A 17,769-nucleotide genomic window follows, 5' to 3' on the forward strand; every position below is an offset into this window, starting at 1 on the left:
TCTTTCTGCTCAAGACCTTTCCAACCGCAGGCAAATTCGCGTGTGGTTGCTGTTTATCTGCTTCCTGATTTTGGTCATGGTTGTCGTTGGCGGGGCGACCCGCCTGACCGAATCCGGCCTTTCCATTACTGAATGGAAGCCAATACATGGTGCCATTCCGCCGCTGAGTGCAGCTGAATGGGCGGAGGAATTTGAGAAATACAAACAGATCCCGCAGTACAAGCTGCTCAATGAGGGTATGACGCTTGGCGAGTTCAAGTCCATCTTCTGGTGGGAGTGGGGACACCGCTTGCTGGGCCGGGTGATTGGGCTCTTCTTCTTCATCCCGCTTGTGTGGTTTTGGGCTCGTGGGCAGGTGAGCTCATGGCTTAAGCCGCGGCTTGTGGTTGCGTTCTTGCTTGGTGGATTGCAGGGGGCGATTGGCTGGTGGATGGTTGCATCTGGCCTTGTGAACCGCGTGGATGTGAGCCAGTACCGTCTTGCTGTGCACTTGAGTGTGGCCTGTATTCTGTTTGCTTACCTGTATTATCTAGCAGCTGTGTTAAAGCGCCGCCCAGAGCTTGAGCGTGAAGGCTGGAATGTGTTTGGTGATGGTTTGTTTGGTGCATATGCCATTGTTGGCTTGGTGCTCTTTCAGCTGTTCCTAGGGGCATTGGTTGCAGGCCTCAATGCAGGGCTGACCTTTAACACCTGGCCGCTGATGGATGGGCAGATTATTCCATCAGGTTTGTTTGTCATGTCTCCTTGGTGGATCAACTTTTTCGAGAATGTGATGATGGTGCAGTTCCAGCACCGCATGATCGCTTATGCGCTGGTGATTGCTGTGTTTGTGCAGGGTTTCTATCTGATGCGCGGCAACAGAGAGAGCGTGCTGAAGAGCAATGCCAGCTGGTTGATGGTGGCGATTGTTGTTCAGGTATTCCTTGGTGTTGTGACGCTGCTTGGCATGGTGCCGATGGATCGCGCATTGGCGCATCAGGCGATGGCGCTTATTGTTCTGGCACTCGCTGTCGAGCAGGTTTGTCTGCTTCGCCGTGAAAAGGAAGCTGCGTTGAGATAAAGATTCAGTTTGTCTGATTAAGTGCTTGATGTGGAATCGAAAAAGGCGCCTTGTGGGCGCCTTTTCTTGTTTTGTGATCATTGCTTGCAGATTGATTCATTTATCAATCGTACTGCATTGAAATGTATAGATATTACGCCTTCTCAAGGGCCTGTTTCAGATCCGCGATAATATCAGCGGCATCTTCAATGCCGATGGAGACGCGAACAACATCCGGGCCTGCTCCAGCAGCTGTCTTTTGATCATCAGACAGTTGGCGGTGAGTGGTAGATGCTGGATGGATGACGAGCGAGCGGGTGTCACCGATGTTGGCAAGGTGGGAGAACAATTCCAGACCTTTTACCAGTTCAACGCCTGCTTCATAGCCGCCCTTCAGGCCAAAGGTGAAGACAGCGCCTGCACCCTTCGGGCAGTACTTCTGATGTGCCTGATGGAATGGGTCATTGGCGAGGCCTGCATAAGAAACCCAGCTGACAGCTGGATGGCTTTGGAGGAACTCAGCGACCTTCAGGGCATTGTCAGAGTGCCTCTGCATGCGCAGCGCAAGTGTCTCGATGCCTGTGATGAGCATGAAGGCATTTTGCGGTGAGATAGCTGGACCGAGATCACGCAGGCCGAGGACACGACAGCAGATCGCAAAGGCGATGTTGCCGAAGGTCTCAAACAGGCGCATGTCGTTGTATTCTGGGCGAGGTTCGGTCAGCATTGGATACTTGCCAGATGCTGCCCAATCGAATGTACCGGCATCAACAATGGCGCCGCCCATGGAGTTGCCATGTCCACCCATGAACTTGGTCAGGGAATGCAGCACGATGTCTGCGCCGTGCTTAATCGGCTGACAGAGGTATGGGGTTGCCATCGTATTGTCGACGATAAGAGGCATGCCAGCATCTTTGGCCACTGCTGAGATGCCCTCGATATCCATGATAACGCCGCCTGGATTAGCGACACTTTCAATGAAGACGGCACGGGTGTTTTCGTCGATCTGGTCTGCGAAGCTTTGTGCGTCCAGACCTTCTGCCCATTTCACATCCCAGCCGAAGCTTTTGAAAGAATGGTTGAGCTGGTTGATGGTGCCGCCATACATGCGCTTGGAGGCGACGATGTTGCAGCCGGGTGTCATGAGAGCGTGGAAGGCCAGAAGTTGTGCGGCGTGGCCGGATGCCACAGCCAGAGCTGCAGTGCCACCTTCCAATGTTGCCACGCGCTCTTCAAGAACAGCGGTGGTTGGGTTTGTGATGCGGGTATAGATGTTGCCAAATGCTTGCAGGCCAAACAAGGACGCAGCGTGGTCTACATCCTCAAACACGAAAGATGTGGTTTGGTAGATTGGTGTTGCGCGCGCGCCTGTGGTTGGGTCTGGTTTCGCGCCTGCGTGAATTGCAAGGGTATCAAAGCCTGGGGTGTGATCGCTCATAAGGCAGTCCTTTCAATGCGCTTGCAGGATGGAACGGTTCTGCGCAAGGTGCATGGTTTGCAATCCCTTGGAACAGGCGCGTCATTCTCTGCTGAAATTTATATAATTTCCCGCTAGGAACTATGAGGGGGCAACCGGAGGTTGGCAAGCTCAGATGAAAAGATGAGCACTCTTCACTCTTGCAGAAAGCTCAAGCAACTTGCCGACTATTTGATGCTTGAAATTCTGTTCGCGTCTGCTTGGTGGGATTGGAAAATCGTTCTAATTTATCGGATGCGCTCTCAATGTTCGTGGTATCGAGAGCGCCTGATAGGAGTGTTTAGCTGGCTGTAATTGATGCCAGACGTGGGATTTCGATCTTAGGGCAGCGGTCCATTACCACTTTGATTCCCTTGTCTTCTGCCCGCGCGGCTGCGTCGTCGTTTCTGACGCCCAGCTGAAGCCAGATTGCTTTGGGGAGCGTTGGCAGAGCGATTACCTCATCGATGACACCAGCCGCTGCTTCTGAAGTGCGGAAGACATCGACCATGTCGACGGGTTCTGGAAGGTCTGTCAGGGACGCATAGACTTTTGCGCCGGCTATTTCGGTGCCTGCCTGACCGGGATTGATTGGATAAATGGTGTAGCCTTGCTCCAGCAAGTAGCCCAGCACGCGGAAGCTGGCACGCTCCGGCTTGTTGCTGGCGCCGACCAGCGCGATTGTCTTGGTGCTTTTCAGGATGTCCTGAATGTAGTCGTCTGAATAATGATCGTGGTTCATGTTCTTATCAACTTTCTGCAATTTCATTGGCCGCCAGCTGCATTTGTCTGTGCTCTTCACGCAGCTCTTTGCGAATAACAAGCTTGAGACCGGACCAGACAGCGTCAACTGCGCAAACCTTGATATCGACCAGCCCCATAGGCAAGCAAACTTCTCTAACCGTATCTTCTGTCACCTCTGAAGGGACTTTGGATGCTTTCTTAGGCCAAGACACCCAGATCATGCCGTCTGCATCCAGTGTTCTGCGCAGCTTACTTAGCAATTCTGACAGTTCGCTTTGACCTGTTACAAAGATATGGGCAGCACTGATACCAGTTTCCAGTGCGGGCAGGAGGACCAGATCGTCAACTCCTGCTGCAATTTCATCGGAAACGGTTTGTGGCATGTTGTACCACCAGCAGCGCATACCGGGTTTCAGGCCTAGCTTTTGAGCTAGTGATCTTTTTGAAAACCCGGCTGTCATTGGGCTGCTCCTTACATCTTGATCAGCTGTCTTTCCAATCCGGTGTGCGCTTTTGAAGGAAGGCGTTGATGCCTTCTTCTGCGTCATTGGCCAGCATATTTTCTGCCATAACCTGTGAGGTGTAGGCATACGCTTCTGCCAATGGCATGTCGGCTTGCTTGTAGAAGGCTTCCTTGCCGGTTTTGACGGTAAGGGCTGATTTTGATGCAATCACTTCAGCGTATTTCTGAACTACGACTTCCAGATAGTCTGCTTGCACCACGCGGTTGATCAAGCCGTATTCCTTTGCGGTGGAGGCGTCGATGCTTTCGCCAGTCAAAAGCATTTCCATGGCCTGTTTGCGGCCAATGTTGCGGGTAAGGGCTACCATTGGGGTGGAGCAGAAGAGGCCGATGTTAACGCCTGGGGTGCAGAAGGTGGCTGTATCCAGTGCTAGTGCCAGATCACAGGAAGCGACCAACTGGCAGCCTGCTGCTGTTGCAACGCCAGTTACAACGCTGATGACTGGCTTTGGCAGGTTCACGATCTTCTGCATGAGCTCAGCGCATTGATCGAATGTCTGCTGATAAAAAACTTTGCCGCCATCTGCTTGCGCGCGTGCTGCGGTTAGTTCTTTCAGGTCGTGGCCTGCGCAAAAGACTTTGCCTTCAGCGCCAAGCAAAACGACGCGCACTTCCGGGTTTGCTGCGGCTTCATCCAGCGCGGTGCAGAGCTCTTTCATCATGGCCATGGACAGAGCATTCATACGCTCAGGGCGCTGCATGACGATACGCTGAACACCATTGTGCAGCAGTTTGCCAAGCATCGGGCGTTCTGCTTCGTTTTGATCTTTGGTGGTGTCTGCGTCAGACATAATGGTTCTCCATAGTGCTGAAAATAGTCGTTAAGATGCCTTTAGCAGGCTATCGGGCCATGATTAAGTGTTAAATCACAGAGTGAACAAAACTTGAGCCTAGCGCAACGGTTTAGAACTTTTGTTCAGCTGGTAAATCATGGAGCCATATATCAGTATGTCGGCTTGCATGAGGAGGAGGGACTTCATGACCAGTGAGGTGGCGGCGCCTGCTGTTAAGTTTAGTCCGGCAGAACTGACGGAATTTCTGGACAAGGCATTTCCGCAGATGCACGCATTAGGTCGTGCATATTTCATCGATGAAATTCTACCGGGAAAAGCAATTGTCAGGCTCAAGGCCGGGGACGTACATTTGCGTCCTGGTGGTACTGTTTCCGGTCCTTCGTTGATGGCTCTGGTTGACTATGCAGCCTATGTGGTTCTGCTGGGTAATATGGGGCTGCATGCGCTTGCTGTGACCACCAACATCAATATCAACTTCCTACGTAAAGCTGAAGCTGGTGAGATGATCGCCACGTGTCGCATCCTGAAGGGCGGCAAACGCCTTGTTGTTATGGATTGCGAAATTACACGTGAAGGGAGCGGTGATCTGATTGCCCATGCTACCGCGACTTACTCCATCCCGCCGGCGTCGTTCAAGGGATAGGATGCGTGCTGTTTGTTGTCCAACTGCGTGGTTGGGCATCCATCCTGAATTTTGCGCCACATGGGGTTGTTGAGTGCCATTTGGCATTGGGCCAGATAGGCAGTGCCGTCTACATACAGACAGGAAAAATCACCCAGCTCAATCCGCAGGCCACGGTTGGTGCAATAACAGTCCGGCTGTTTAAACAGACTGCGAGGACGTTTGCGGAACTTGCTTTCCTGAGCTTGGACATTCCAGGTCCAAAGCAACAAAAGCGATAGGGTGAGTAAGAGATAGCGATGCATTCCCCATGGTAAGATGTGGGGCGTGGATCGCCACCACTGTTTTTCAGGGGTACTTTGCCGCTCAGAGGTAAATCAACGTACCTTGTTCGCGCAGGATTTCAAACCACTCCGGTTCTTTGGTCAGGCGTGTCCAGCGCAGATCCAGCTTGCGCAAGTTCTTCAGGTTACTCATGCTGGCGGGCAGTTCTTCCAATGGATTTGCCCTGAGGTCCAACTGATAGAGATTGGGAAGATCTCCAATATCTTCTGGGAGCTGGGATATTTGATTGTTGCGGAGGTCCAGCACTTCGAGCTGATGCAATTCGTCTATATTCTCAGGAAGCTTTGTGAGGGCGTTGTCGCGCAAATAAGCTTCTCGTAAGGATGAGAGGTTGGAGAAGTGCGAGGGTAATACACGCAAACCATTGCCGTAGAGCCTTAGCTCCTTCAGATTTTGCAGGTTCCCGAAACTTTCCGGGAGATGTGTAATGGTGTTGTCGGTGCAGCCGAGATACTCCAGTGCAGACAGATCACCAATGCTCTCTGGCAGTTGCGTCATGACGGTGTTGCTTGCATAGAGCACACGCAGTTTCTTTAAAGCTCCTAACTTTTCCGGAAGACACTTCAATGCTTGATGGCTGAGGTCCAGGATCTCCAGATTTCGCAAGTCACAGAGGCTGTCGGGCAGTTGTGTCAGCTTACATCCGTAGATGTAGAGTTCCCTTAGCGCCTGAAGGCCGGATAGGGCCTGCGGTATTTCGCTGATTGGGTTCTGTCCCAGATAGAGGCTTCTTAAGGAATGATGATGCAACAACTCTGATGGGAAACGGTTCAACTCGCACTTTGTGAGCGCGACATCCGTCTGCTTGCCGCGGGACCGGACTGCGCATGGGGTTCCATCTTGACGGTGCCTGATGCTTTTGAGCTGCTGATACTGAAATGAATCCTGTGTGATCATGGGAACCTGCAATGCGCTTAGTGGAGGTACTGCTGTTGTAGCGTTGAAACGACTTGCTCCGAAAGCGTAGTTTTCAGGAGGCCGATTGTTCTTGACGATAATGCCGCATCATTTGCTGCTGCGGCTTCTATTTGAGGCAGAACCTTATCGAGTGATGTTCCTGCCTTCTGCAATTTCTGATCAACTGCCTGCCAGAATGCAGCGCCTTTCATATAGAAGAGAGGGTAGTAGCTGGGGTTATTGTCGCGCGTTACTTTGGTGTGGGCTTCATAAAGGCCTGTTGCTGCGTGAGGGTAGCGCTCTTGAAAGTTTTGCCATTGCTCCATCGGAGTTTCTGATTGTAAACCAGCTTGTTCCAGTGATTTGTAGCCGTAATATTGAGCAAGACTTTCAGATATCCAGAGTGGGTAAGATTGGGTTGCCAGCAAGTGAAAGAGTTCGTGGCCGGAGACCCAATGAAGTTTGGCGATGCTGTCGTCTGTGGCTGCGCCATCGGTTACTGCAAAATTGGCAAGGAACGCTTGTTTGCCAGCAGCTCCAGCTATTTGCCCCAGCTTCTTGTTAATTGCGACCCACACGAGATCGATATTGTTTGGTGTGCGCTCCTCGGGTGCAAGCAACGCTTTCAGATACGCAAGTTGTTGTTGAAGAGCGGGCAGGTTCTCTGCTTTCAAGGCTGAAGTCGGGTCGTCTTTGAACAGCGTGAGCGTTGTTTGTCCGGTTTCCAGTGTTTTGGTGGTCTTGCCCCATGTAAGGATCAGTGGTGGTTCGTTTTGGGTGGGCAGGGCGCTGCATTTGATTGCCTGCGCCTTGTTAAGGACTTTGCCGCAGATCTCTGTTGCAGAGATACCTTCGAAGCGAGGAATGTCATCCCACTCCGTTAAGCTCCACCATCCAGAGGGAGAGTAGAGGTTTTGCTGGTTTGCAATGGCGTGAGGGGCGGTTTGCACATTCTGGAAGGTGACAGTCCATTGCAACTCACGACATGATAATTGCTTTCCATAGGTAATGGATGCCTTTTGAATTCCGTCGCAGAAGAACTGAATTGGTGGCGTTTTTGCATCCCCTCGAATGGTGCGGGGCTTCAGTAACCTGAGGCCTTGTGGAGCTGGAAATGTGACTGTTGCAGTTCCGCTCATAGGTGTGGTGGTGCTGACGTCTATGATGATCTGGACCGGTGGATTTTCTGCAAGGGCAGGTTTTATGAACAAGGACGGAATTAGAAAGAGAAAGGGGAGGTGCATCTGAAAATTTGATACCTGAGAAAAGCAACTTTGGATTGAGCAATCGATTCGATGATTTCCGCACGGAAATGTGTTCATCCCATGTTATCCAATGTATGAAGCATGTGCTCTACAAGACGACACTGCGTTGAAGTGCCTAAAACCCTCAGCTTATTGAAACTTTTGAATTAAATTTGCCTGAAAGTTGAATTGTCTGTTGATCCAAAAGCAAAAAGCCACTTAAAATTCAGGGACTAAAGCCAAAGGCCGTTTTTTGATGGATGGGAGACCTGAGAAGACGGCGTGTGGGGGAGCAGGCTTGTGTTCTATCGTGCGTTTTTCGGTTTCATTTTTGATTTCCTGTTGGTACCACTCCGTTTCGGAACTCTATTGGCCACGATCGGCTATATTGGCTTTCTAGCCCTGAATATCCTTTTGATTCTGGCTGTTCCTGCGTTCTTTGATCTTTATGTGGTCAGTGAGCCTCGGGTCTTTGCTGAATTCCGCGAGACGATGTTCTATCTGGATACGGCCTTTATTGGTGATCCAATTGTCTTCGTGAGCCTGGTGTTCTTCAATCTGCTGCTGGCAAATGCCACGTTGACGACACGCCTGACCCGAAGTCGCTGGCGGTTTTTCTATCCGGTTCATTTTACACCCATTAATTTGCGCGAATATCGTGTGGCACTTGCTGGTCTTGGTTATTATGTCAGCTGTTACAGCGCCAACTGGGTCTTCTATGAATTGCAGGTAGATGACCTTATTTTGACTGCTGCACGTGCTGCCGGTGTTTCCTGAGGTGCAAAAACCTCAGATTCATGCGGAAAAAGTGTGGTATTATAATACCTATTTTATATCTATTTGATTTTATTGATTAATTTGCTTGAGTGTGTGTTTTTTTGTTCTTGACGTTGTGCTCAAGCTCGCGTATCTACCCGTTCCTACACGGAGCTATCACGTTTAGCTGCTCTTTCGGGCCTGAACGAATTTCTCCCAAGAATTTTAACCGTCAAAACTACGGTAGATCTTATGAAGACTCATTCCACTAAAGTGGCTGAGGTCGACAAGAAGTGGATCTTGATCGACGCAGAAGGCGTTGTTGTTGGCCGTCTGGCAGCATTCATCGCAAACCGTCTGCGCGGCAAGCACAAGCCGACCTACACACCACATATCGACGATGGCGACAACGTAATCGTTATCAATGCAGACAAAGTTGTACTGACTGGTAAAAAATACCAGAGCAAGAAGTACTACTGGCACACTGGTTACCCTGGCGGTATCAAAGAGCGCACTGCACGTCAGCTGATCGAAGGTCGTTTCCCAGAGCGCGTTCTGGAAAAGGCTATCCAGCGTATGATGCCAGGCGGACCTCTTTCCCGTACACAGCTGCGTAACCTGCGTGTTTATGCTGCTGCAGAACATCCGCATGATGGCCAGTCTCCAGAAGTGGTAGACGTTAAAGCCATGAATCCTAAAAATGCGAAGAGGGGTTAATTATGTCTGAGCTACAGTCCCTTGAGGAACTGGGCGGCGCAATCGCCCCTACCGAGAACGAAGCTCCTGTACATGTACAGAAGCTCGACGCACAAGGCCGTGCATACGCAACCGGTAAGCGTAAAGACGCTATCGCTCGTGTATGGATCAAGCCAGGCACCGGTAAAATCGTTGTAAACGGTAAAGAGTACGCTGAGTATTTCGCTCGTCCAGTACTTCAGCTGATCCTGCGTCAGCCAATCATGCTCACCGAGCGTGATGGCCAGTACGACATCAACGTTACTGTTGCTGGTGGTGGTCTTTCCGGCCAGGCTGGTGCTGTTCGTCACGGTATCTCTAAAGCACTTACTTTCTACGAGCCAGCATTGCGTCCGGTTCTGAAGAAAGAAGGCTTCCTTACTCGTGATAGCCGTGTTGTTGAACGTAAGAAGTACGGTAAGCGTAAAGCTCGTCGTTCCTTCCAGTTCTCCAAGCGCTAATACGCGATACTGGAAACAGTTTTACGGAAAGGGCTGCCATTTGGCGGCCCTTTTTGTGTTTGGGCTCTCTGTCTTGCCGTGGGTGAAATTGCAGAGTTGTTGCGCTGGGGTTTACCTGCCACGTTTGTGCGAAACTGTGGTGGGGATGTGCATTGATCCGGTGGTCGCAAAAGTTCTTGTCGGCATTCCTAATGGCGCTTGCCCCGCACAAACGAAGTGGGACGCTGGCTCGTCTTGCTTTGCGGTTGGATAAGAAAAACCTAAGTGCTTCGAGAGTGCTTTATCTGAAAGAGCATAAGGGCTTTTCCAACATGAGGCGATTGGAAGAGTTTTTGCGAGTTGGCTTGGCTGATGAGCAGCTTGCGCGGTTGAGTGAGAAGTACTTTTACTATTGCCGTGCTCAGCGCTTTCAGGAGCTGCATTTCCTCAAGCAGTTTCCATTCTACGAGAAGCAAAAAGGTTTTTTTGTAGAAATAGGCGTTGGGGATGGAACGCACCTTTCCAATAGTTTCCTTTTTGAGAAGGCATTGGGTTGGTCTGGTTTGCTTGTGGAGCCCAATCCAGATTGCTGGGAGCGGATTTGCTCAGGGCGTGACGCTGATTTGGATAAGAGAGCGGCTTGGAGTTCGGGAGGGGGAGCACTTCGCTTCTTTTGTGCTGATACTTCGGAGTACTCTGGGATGCTCTCCGTTGTAGGCCAAGGAACGAAGCCCGGGCGCGAGATTGAAGTTCCTATTGCTCGGACTGAGGATATCCTGGTTCAGCACAATGTGCCCGATCACATTCCCATTATATCTATTGATACGGAAGGTACTGAGCTGGAGGTTCTCAAGGGAATAGATTTTTCGCGCAGGACGTTTGACTTCCTATGCGTTGAGCACAATCATAACTCAAAGCAGAAAGATGCCTTAATCGCCTTTATGAAGTTGCGGGGATATGTGGTCACCCAGCCGGAACTCTCCGGAGCAGATTACTGGTTTGTTTCAGGACAGGGGCGAGCGTCGTCTGTTTCTGCAAAGCAAGACGGTTATGGTGCGCCCTTGTTGGCCGACTAAGACTCAGCTCGCTTTTGCTTTCAGGCTGTTGTCGTTGACTGGAATGTTGCGCCAGCTCTTGTAGAGCGGATGGGCATTTTTCATATGCTCGAAGACTTTCACCATCACAAACAGTGAGGCGAGCTTTGCGAGGTAGGCGAGGATGCCACCCGTAAGCATGAGCGGAAGATTGTTGGTGGTTGCTGCCCAGATCGCTGTGCCAACTGCGATTAGTCCGATGACAAGAAGAGCGAGTGCTTTTTGATGATAAGGGGTTGGAACTGGAACAAACATCCGGTTCAGCCACATTCTCTCACCCAGCATCGCTTTTTGCAGCCAGGTTTGTGCGCCAATTGCTTTTTTGCCAAAGGGTGGAATGACCCAAACCCATGCAACAGCTGCAAGTGAAAGGGCTAATGCCCAGAACCAGCCGAGCGCTGGTTGATACCACAGAGGTGCAAGCAAGGCAGGAAGCACAAGGATTCTTGCCAAGAGGTTTTTAGGCTTGTTCATGCGCGTGAGGGCAGCGCTTTGTGTGTTCAGGTGCCGAACATGTCGAGGATCCCAGCCGCCGATCTTCCGCGGTTGCATTTGTGATAGCTTAGGATCTCCTGCCACGTTGTCCTCCATTTATTTCGTGAGAACAAGCGTGGCGTCGAGCAGACTCACTGCGTGTTCTCTTTATATGCGCACCTTAACATAACTGCCTGGTGCGTCTTCCAAAATTTTTGTGCGGCGTGCGCCCGGTTTGCGTGCTTTTACCTGATTATCATCCTGAGATGTAATCCATTTTTGCCAGTGTGGCCACCATGACCCAGGGGTTTCAGATGCATCTTGCATCCAGTTTTCCAAAGCACCCTCCGGCTTACTTCCTGTCCAGTATTGGTATTTCTCTTTGGATGGTGGGTTGACGACACCAGCGATATGGCCAGAGCCACTCAAAACGTACTCCACGGGACCTCCAAAACATCCGCAGCCTTTGAATACGGATTTTGCAGGTGCAATGTGGTCTTCTTTTGTTGCCAGATTATAGATCGGGATCTGGACATCGCTCAAGTCGAGGTTTTGCCCGGCCAGTTCCATTTCGCCTTTCGCAAGTGCGTTTTTCTGGTAGCAGTTGCGCAGGTAGTAGGAGTGGTTGGCAGCAGGCATGCGCGTGCTATCCGCATTCCAATAGAGCAGGTCAAACGGGAATGGATCTTTACCGCGCAGGTAATTGTTGACGACATAAGGCCAAATCAAGTCATTGGAGCGCAGCATGTTAAAGGCCGTCGCCATTTTGGAGCCGTCCAGATACCCTTTCTCGCCCATGCGATGTTCAAGAATTTCGATCTGCTCCTCGTCCACAAACACCTTCAGGTCGCCTGCAAAGGTGAAATCCACCTGAGTGGTCAGGAAGGTCGCAGATGCAATGCGATCTTGCTCTCCGATTTTGGCAAGATAGGCGAGGGTAGCAGCCAGCAAAGTGCCGCCGACGCAGTAGCCAATGGCGTTGACGGTCGTCTGCTGGGTGGTTTTGCGAATGCGCTCCAGAGAGTTGAGAATGCCGTCGCGCATGTAGTGTTCAAAGCTTTTTTGAGCCTGTGTCTCATCCGGATTGATCCACGAGACTACAAAGACAGTGTGGCCTTGATCCACGGCCCATCTGATGAACGACTTTTCCTTGTTAAGATCAAGAATGTAGTACTTGTTGATCCAAGGCGGAACAATAAGGAGCGGACGTTTGAGAACGGTCTCTGTCGTTGGTGTGTATTGAATCAGCTGGCAAACATCGTTCTGTTCTACGATCTTGCCGGGTGTGACTGCAACGTTCACGCCAACTTCAAACTTATCCGGGTCTGTCTGGCGGATGCGTAGGTCTCCGTGACCGGCCTTGATGTCTTCCGCGAGCAACTTCATGCCCTTCACCAGATTGCCGGCGTTGGACGACATGGTCTCGCGCAGCAGCTCCGGGTTGGTGAGGATGAAGTTGGACGGAGACATGGCATTGGAGATTTGCTTTATGTAAAAGCCCGCCTTATGGCGCGTGTGATCATCCAGTTCATCGGCGCCTTCTGCAAGTTCTTCAGCCCAGTTGCTCGTTTGCAAGTACATCTGCTTGATGAAGTCGAAGAAGTTGTTGTCGTCCCACTGGCTATCTTTAAAGCGCTTGTCGGTGTTGGTGGGGACAACGATTGGTTCTCTTTCCTCTCCAGCCATGCGCTGGAGCGTGGAGTTCCAGATGTTCATATATCCAGACCAGAGCTTTGTTTGAGCTTCTATGGCGCGGGAAGGGTCTTTCATCCAATAATTGCCGACCTCAGCGAGTGTCTTTACCACTGCGTTGAGTTCTTCGGTGCCACCGGATGCTGCTTCGCCTTTTTCGCGAGGCTCCAGATAGGCTGCCAGAGCCTTGCCGCCATTTTCGGCGATCTCGGAGAGGTTCTTGGCAAACTCCTCAGGATTATTGAGGATGTACTGCAACATTGGATTGGTGTCTTCACCGGTCATTTGCCTGCTCAGTCCTCGTATCTGGTGTCTGATTAATACTCGCCAGACCCAATAGTATTTGGTGTGCGTGATCGTGCTCAAAAATATACCACATACACTCATGCGTAATGGGGCGGTGTCTTAGCCTACAAAAACGGCATAATGAGTATATCCCTAAGAATTTTGACAGGCACGTGAAAATCCATGCTGATTGTCTTAGTCCTTAGGTGGATTCTTAGTAGGTATTTAGCAAGTAAAGTGCTCTTGCGGAACTGTGAGAAGTTTTGGGTTATTCTTAAGTTTTATGGATGAGTTCAACTCTTGAGGAAAACTCGGAATACTCCGAATTATAATAGTATTTCTTCTTAATATTTATCGGCTATGGTTTGAGTATATCGTGTTCTGTGTTCAGTAAATGATAACTGCCCTAGAGTAATAAACTATGTGTTGTTAACAGGGTAATATATGTGGACTACGGATGACGCAACTGCTAAGTGCATTTTTAATAAAGTTATGTGCGCTGCTTTTGTGTCGTCATCAGATAAAACGCGAGGTTCCAGATGTTGCTTAAGTTTCAACGAGTTTGCTGTGCAGTTGTGCTGGCAGGTTTTGTTGGCGGTTGTGCATTTGGCGAATCTTTGACGGTTTACGAGGCCATCGAAAAAGGCAACGGCGCAAAGCAGACTGGTGTGGCTGAACTGCCGCCAGAAGTTTCCAGCGATTTGCTTTCCCCAGAACAGCGTGCGGCTTCTGAAGCCAATCTGCTTGCAATCTCCTCTGAGAGTAAGCGCAGGGCAGGTCTTGGTGAGAGCTTTGAGTCTAGTACCGAACAGCTGAAAACGATTGCTGGTGAGCAGGCTGAGCAATCTCAGGATGTGCAGGCGCAATAATCTTTCGCCGCATTTTCATGTGGCGAATGCACCTTTAGTTGTGCATTTTGTGTGAAAGCCGTCTAATTTCTCAAGTCGAAATTGTAGATCCCGTTGTTAGCCGCAGAATTCTGCGGCTTTTTCTTTGGATTTAAAGTTTCACATCTTCTTTGAAAACTTTAAAAAAATGTCGGTTTTATCCCTCATGAATGATGCGAAAAATGTTCGCACCTGCTAAAAGGCCGTGGAAACTTGGCTGAAATGACTCGGGACCAAGTTTGAACAGAAATCAAAATATAGCTTGAAACGCTAAACTGAAGAAAGTGAGGCTCGCGTCATGGACGACTTTCACAAGACACGCCGGCTCCCGCCCTATGTCTTTGAACAGGTCAATCGTCTGAAAGCCAAAGCGCGAGCGGCAGGCGCCGATATTATCGACATGGGTATGGGCAACCCTGATTTGCCTACTCCGCAACATATTGTCGATAAGCTGGTGGAGACTGTTCAGAACCCGCGCACACATCGCTATTCCGCATCCAAAGGGATCCCGGGATTGCGTAAGGCACAGGCTGGCTATTATGAGCGTCGCTTTGGTGTAAAGCTAAACCCAGATACGCAAGTTGTTGCGACTCTAGGGTCTAAGGAAGGGTTTGCCAACATGGCTCAGGCGATTACCGCGCCGGGCGATGTGGTGCTTGTCCCTAATCCATCCTATCCAATTCATGCATTTGGCTTCCTGATGGCAGGTGGTTCGCTGCGGTCTATCCCGGCAACTCCGGGTCCTGAGCTGTTTGAGGCTCTGGAGCGGGCTGTGGTCCATTCTATTCCGAAGCCAATTGCAATTATTCTGTGCTTCCCAGCGAACCCGACAGCAAGTGTTGCTGATCTGGATTTCTATCGCGATGTGGTTGCCTTTGCGCGTAAGCACGAAATCTATGTGCTTTCTGATCTGGCGTACTCCGAAATCTACTTTGGTGATGTTCCTCCTCCGAGCATCCTGCAGGTAGAGGGGGCAATGGATATTGCTGTTGAGTTTACCTCTTTGTCCAAAACCTTCTCCATGCCGGGGTGGCGTATGGGCTTTGCAGTTGGTAATGAACGTCTGATTGCGGCTCTTGCTCGCGTGAAGTCCTACCTGGATTATGGTGCGTTCACTCCAATTCAGGTGGCAGCTGCGTCTGCGTTGAACGGATCAGATGACTGCATTCGTGAAACTCGCGAGATCTATAAGAAGCGTCGTGATGTGTTGATCGACTCTTTTGGACGCGCTGGTTGGGATATTCCTGCTCCAGAAGCATCCATGTTTGCCTGGGCTCCAATTCCAGACCAGTTCAAGCATCTAGGGTCTTTGGAGTTCTCCAAGCTGCTTATTGAAAAGGCAGATGTGGCGGTTGCTCCGGGAATCGGCTTTGGTGAACACGGTGAAGGTTTTGTACGTATCGGTCTGGTTGAAAACGAACAGCGTATCAGGCAGGCCGCACGTGGCATTCGGAAGTTTTTTGAAGACGCGGGCAGCAATTCTGAGGAATTGAGTAAATCGGGCGCTTAGGCGCCCGCCCACCTACAGATACTGGGTATTTATGACTGATATTTTGAAAGTTGGCGTTGCTGGTCTAGGAACCGTCGGTGCTTCGTTGGTGCGTATCCTCGAGGCCAAGGCGAATGTTCTTGCCAATCGATGTGGCCGACCTATCAAAGTAGTGGCTGTGAGTGCTCGCAGCCGCTCTAAAGATCGTGGTGTTAATCTGGATGGATTGACCTGGTTTGAAGATCCCGTTGAACTTGCCAAGTTCGACGGGATTGATGTTTTTGTGGAGCTGATTGGTGGTGAAGACGGTCCGGCTGAGGTGAGTGTTCGCACTGCGTTAGAAACCGGTAAGCACGTCGTCACAGCCAACAAAGCGCTCTTGGCGAAGCACGCGGTTGCGTTCTCACACCTTGCAGAAGCCAAAGATGTGAGCCTCAACTATGAGGCCGCTGCTGCTGGTGGTATTCCAATCATCAAGACCATGCGTGAGAGCCTTGCGGGCAATGATGTGTCCCGCGTTTACGGCATCATGAACGGCACTTGTAACTACATCCTCACGCGGATGGAGCAGGAAGGCTTGTCGTTTGCTGAGTGTCTTGCTGATGCGCAGCGTCTTGGTTATGCCGAAGCTGATCCAACCTTTGACATCGAAGGTTTTGATACCGCACACAAGCTTGCTCTGCTGACCAGCCTTGCGTTTGGCTGTGAAGTGAATGCAGATGCGATCTATGTGGAAGGGATCACTTCCATTACGACGGCTGATATTCGCGCTGCGGATGAGCTGGGTTACCGGATCAAGCTGCTGGGTGTTGCTCAGCGCACTGATACAGGGATCGAACAGCGCGTGCACCCGACCATGGTGCCGAAGTCTTCTGCAATCGCTCGCATTGATGGTGTGTTGAACGCCGTTGCTGTTGATGGTGATGCAGTTGGTGAAGTGGTGCTGGTTGGTCCGGGGGCAGGCGGTGATGCAACAGCATCCTCTGTGATCTCCGATCTGGTCGATATTGCACGTGATGTTTCTCTGCCGGTGTTTAGTCAGTCTGCGACAACACTTGCAGATTATGTTCCAGCGCGTATGCGAGCGCATGAAGGTGGTTACTATATTCGTCTGGCTGTGTTGGACGTAGCCGGTACTTTTGCCACAATTGCGCGCTGTATGGCGGACAAAGGGATCTCACTTGAGTCTATTGTCCAACGTGGACCGCATTCCAGAAATGATAAGGATGGTGTAAGCGATCCTGCAGCACCGCGAAGTGTTATCCTTATCACGCATGAGACCACTGAATTGGCTGTGCGCGAAGCTCTGGATGCGATTGCTGCTGAAAAAGTAACTTCTGGTAAGCCTCAGATGTTACGAATTGAGAACCTGAAATAATACTTCCTCACGTTTAACGTGAAAACAGGACACCCGAGAGGTTTAAATGGCGGATAGTCATCAGGACGCAACTGACGTTCTTGACCGTATTCTGACACTGGAACTTGCACGCGTTACGGAACGTGCTGCTGTATCTGCAGCACGTCTTCGTGGGCGGGGCGATGAAAAGGCAGCTGACCAGGCTGCTGTGGACGCAATGCGCCGCGAACTGAACCAGCTGCCAATCGACGGTACTGTCGTGATTGGTGAAGGGGAACGTGATGAAGCGCCAATGCTCTACATTGGCGAAAAGGTTGGCACAAAAGACGGGCCAAAGGTTGATATCGCACTTGATCCGCTGGAAGGTACCACGATCTGTGCGAAGAACATGCCAAACTCCATTGCTGTTATCGCGCTGGCACCAGAAGGCGGTTTGCTGAACGCACCTGACAGCTACATGGATAAGATTGCGATTGGTCCGGGGTATCCTGAGGGTACCATCGATCTGGATCGCCCAATTCAGGAAAACCTTGCAGCTGTTGCGAAAGCAAAGGGCTGTGAAGTGAAAGACGTAACCGTCTGTGTGCTGGACCGTCCACGTCACGCCAAGCTGATTGACGACATCCGCGCTACGGGTGCTTCCATCTTCCTGATTGGTGATGGTGATGTCGCTGGCATCATTTACACCACGGATCCTGAAGAGACCGGTATCGATCTTTATGTTGGTATTGGTGGTGCACCTGAGGGCGTTTTGGCTGCAGCAGCTCTGCGCTGTATTGGTGGTCAGATGCAGGGCCGTCTGGTGATCACTCGCGAAGAGCAGGTTGAACGCGCAGGCCGCATGGGTATTGACGATATCAATCGCAAATACACCATGGAAGAAATGGCTGGCGGGG

At 50.8% G+C, this 17,769-nt stretch carries 18 protein-coding genes; 10 read left to right on the forward strand and 8 right to left on the reverse strand.

Features of this window, described 5'->3' with window-relative positions:
- Nucleotides 1–1,060 (forward strand): COX15/CtaA family protein (locus tag PPL9_RS20285; protein ID WP_208989508.1); only part of this gene is annotated, 1,060 nt, incomplete at its 5' end.
- 133 nt (nucleotides 1,061–1,193) lie between these two features.
- Here the strand turns inward: PPL9_RS20285 and PPL9_RS20290 are convergent.
- The 4 genes from PPL9_RS20290 to PPL9_RS20305 form a co-directional block, all read right to left on the reverse strand.
- Nucleotides 1,194–2,477, reverse strand: a complete 1,284-nt coding sequence (locus tag PPL9_RS20290) for an O-acetylhomoserine aminocarboxypropyltransferase (RefSeq protein WP_057464387.1) — start codon at nucleotides 2,475–2,477, stop codon at nucleotides 1,194–1,196.
- A gap of 319 nt (nucleotides 2,478–2,796) precedes the next feature.
- Nucleotides 2,797–3,237, reverse strand: coding sequence for a CoA-binding protein (locus PPL9_RS20295; RefSeq protein ID WP_057464453.1), 441 nt, complete (start codon nucleotides 3,235–3,237; stop codon nucleotides 2,797–2,799).
- Between the two features lie 7 nt (nucleotides 3,238–3,244).
- Nucleotides 3,245–3,700 carry a DUF3052 family protein gene (locus tag PPL9_RS20300; RefSeq protein ID WP_057464388.1) on the reverse strand — a complete coding sequence of 152 codons (456 nt, stop codon included), beginning with the start codon at nucleotides 3,698–3,700 and terminating at the stop codon, nucleotides 3,245–3,247.
- 22 nt (nucleotides 3,701–3,722) lie between these two features.
- Complete coding sequence (locus tag PPL9_RS20305; RefSeq protein ID WP_057464389.1) at nucleotides 3,723–4,553, reverse strand: enoyl-CoA hydratase; 831 nt, start codon at nucleotides 4,551–4,553, stop codon at nucleotides 3,723–3,725.
- A gap of 187 nt (nucleotides 4,554–4,740) precedes the next feature.
- Here PPL9_RS20305 and PPL9_RS20310 point away from each other — a divergent pair, with 187 nt between their 5' ends.
- Entirely contained in the window at nucleotides 4,741–5,199 is a 459-nt protein-coding gene (locus PPL9_RS20310) for a PaaI family thioesterase (protein ID WP_057464390.1), read from the forward strand.
- Nucleotides 5,200–5,544: 345 nt separating this feature from the next.
- Here PPL9_RS20310 and PPL9_RS20320 read toward each other — a convergent pair whose 3' ends face one another.
- On the reverse strand, nucleotides 5,545–6,420 hold the full coding sequence (locus tag PPL9_RS20320; protein WP_152986775.1) for a leucine-rich repeat domain-containing protein: 876 nt from the start codon (nucleotides 6,418–6,420) through the stop codon (nucleotides 5,545–5,547).
- 17 nt (nucleotides 6,421–6,437) lie between these two features.
- Complete coding sequence (locus PPL9_RS20325; protein WP_057464392.1) at nucleotides 6,438–7,664, reverse strand: hypothetical protein; 1,227 nt, start codon at nucleotides 7,662–7,664, stop codon at nucleotides 6,438–6,440.
- A gap of 300 nt (nucleotides 7,665–7,964) precedes the next feature.
- Here PPL9_RS20325 and PPL9_RS20330 point away from each other — a divergent pair, with 300 nt between their 5' ends.
- The 4 genes from PPL9_RS20330 (at nucleotide 7,965) to PPL9_RS20345 (ending at nucleotide 10,671) form a co-directional block, all read left to right on the forward strand.
- Entirely contained in the window at nucleotides 7,965–8,441 is a 477-nt protein-coding gene (locus tag PPL9_RS20330; protein ID WP_208981018.1) for a hypothetical protein, read from the forward strand.
- Between the two features lie 231 nt (nucleotides 8,442–8,672).
- On the forward strand, nucleotides 8,673–9,137 hold the full coding sequence (rplM, locus tag PPL9_RS20335; protein WP_057464394.1) for a 50S ribosomal protein L13: 465 nt from the start codon (nucleotides 8,673–8,675) through the stop codon (nucleotides 9,135–9,137).
- Between the two features lie 2 nt (nucleotides 9,138–9,139).
- Nucleotides 9,140–9,616, forward strand: a complete 477-nt coding sequence (gene rpsI / locus PPL9_RS20340) for a 30S ribosomal protein S9 (RefSeq protein WP_057464395.1) — start codon at nucleotides 9,140–9,142, stop codon at nucleotides 9,614–9,616.
- A 176-nt stretch (nucleotides 9,617–9,792) separates the two neighbouring features.
- A complete protein-coding gene (locus tag PPL9_RS20345; RefSeq protein WP_208989509.1) occupies nucleotides 9,793–10,671 on the forward strand; it encodes an FkbM family methyltransferase in 879 nt (292 codons plus the stop codon).
- Between the two features lie 3 nt (nucleotides 10,672–10,674).
- Here PPL9_RS20345 and PPL9_RS20350 read toward each other — a convergent pair whose 3' ends face one another.
- Both PPL9_RS20350 and phaC read right to left on the reverse strand, forming a co-directional pair.
- On the reverse strand, nucleotides 10,675–11,268 hold the full coding sequence (locus PPL9_RS20350; RefSeq protein WP_208989510.1) for a DUF6653 family protein: 594 nt from the start codon (nucleotides 11,266–11,268) through the stop codon (nucleotides 10,675–10,677).
- A gap of 63 nt (nucleotides 11,269–11,331) precedes the next feature.
- Entirely contained in the window at nucleotides 11,332–13,140 is a 1,809-nt protein-coding gene (gene phaC / locus PPL9_RS20355; RefSeq protein ID WP_057464397.1) for a class I poly(R)-hydroxyalkanoic acid synthase, read from the reverse strand.
- Between the two features lie 539 nt (nucleotides 13,141–13,679).
- On the opposite strand from phaC, the gene PPL9_RS20360 reads away from it, so the two are divergent.
- The 4 genes from PPL9_RS20360 to glpX form a co-directional block, all read left to right on the forward strand.
- On the forward strand, nucleotides 13,680–14,009 hold the full coding sequence (locus tag PPL9_RS20360) for a hypothetical protein (RefSeq protein ID WP_208981937.1): 330 nt from the start codon (nucleotides 13,680–13,682) through the stop codon (nucleotides 14,007–14,009).
- Between the two features lie 316 nt (nucleotides 14,010–14,325).
- Nucleotides 14,326–15,537 carry an LL-diaminopimelate aminotransferase gene (locus PPL9_RS20365; RefSeq protein ID WP_057464398.1) on the forward strand — a complete coding sequence of 404 codons (1,212 nt, stop codon included), beginning with the start codon at nucleotides 14,326–14,328 and terminating at the stop codon, nucleotides 15,535–15,537.
- Nucleotides 15,538–15,568: 31 nt separating this feature from the next.
- Nucleotides 15,569–16,894 carry a homoserine dehydrogenase gene (locus tag PPL9_RS20370; RefSeq protein WP_057464399.1) on the forward strand — a complete coding sequence of 442 codons (1,326 nt, stop codon included), beginning with the start codon at nucleotides 15,569–15,571 and terminating at the stop codon, nucleotides 16,892–16,894.
- A gap of 46 nt (nucleotides 16,895–16,940) precedes the next feature.
- On the forward strand, nucleotides 16,941–17,769 hold an 829-nt coding region (gene glpX, locus PPL9_RS20375), incomplete at its 3' end, for a class II fructose-bisphosphatase (RefSeq protein ID WP_057464400.1).

Origin of the sequence: Pseudovibrio sp. POLY-S9, assembly GCF_001431305.1 — a bacterium.
Classification (GTDB): Bacteria; Pseudomonadota; Alphaproteobacteria; order Rhizobiales; family Stappiaceae; genus Pseudovibrio.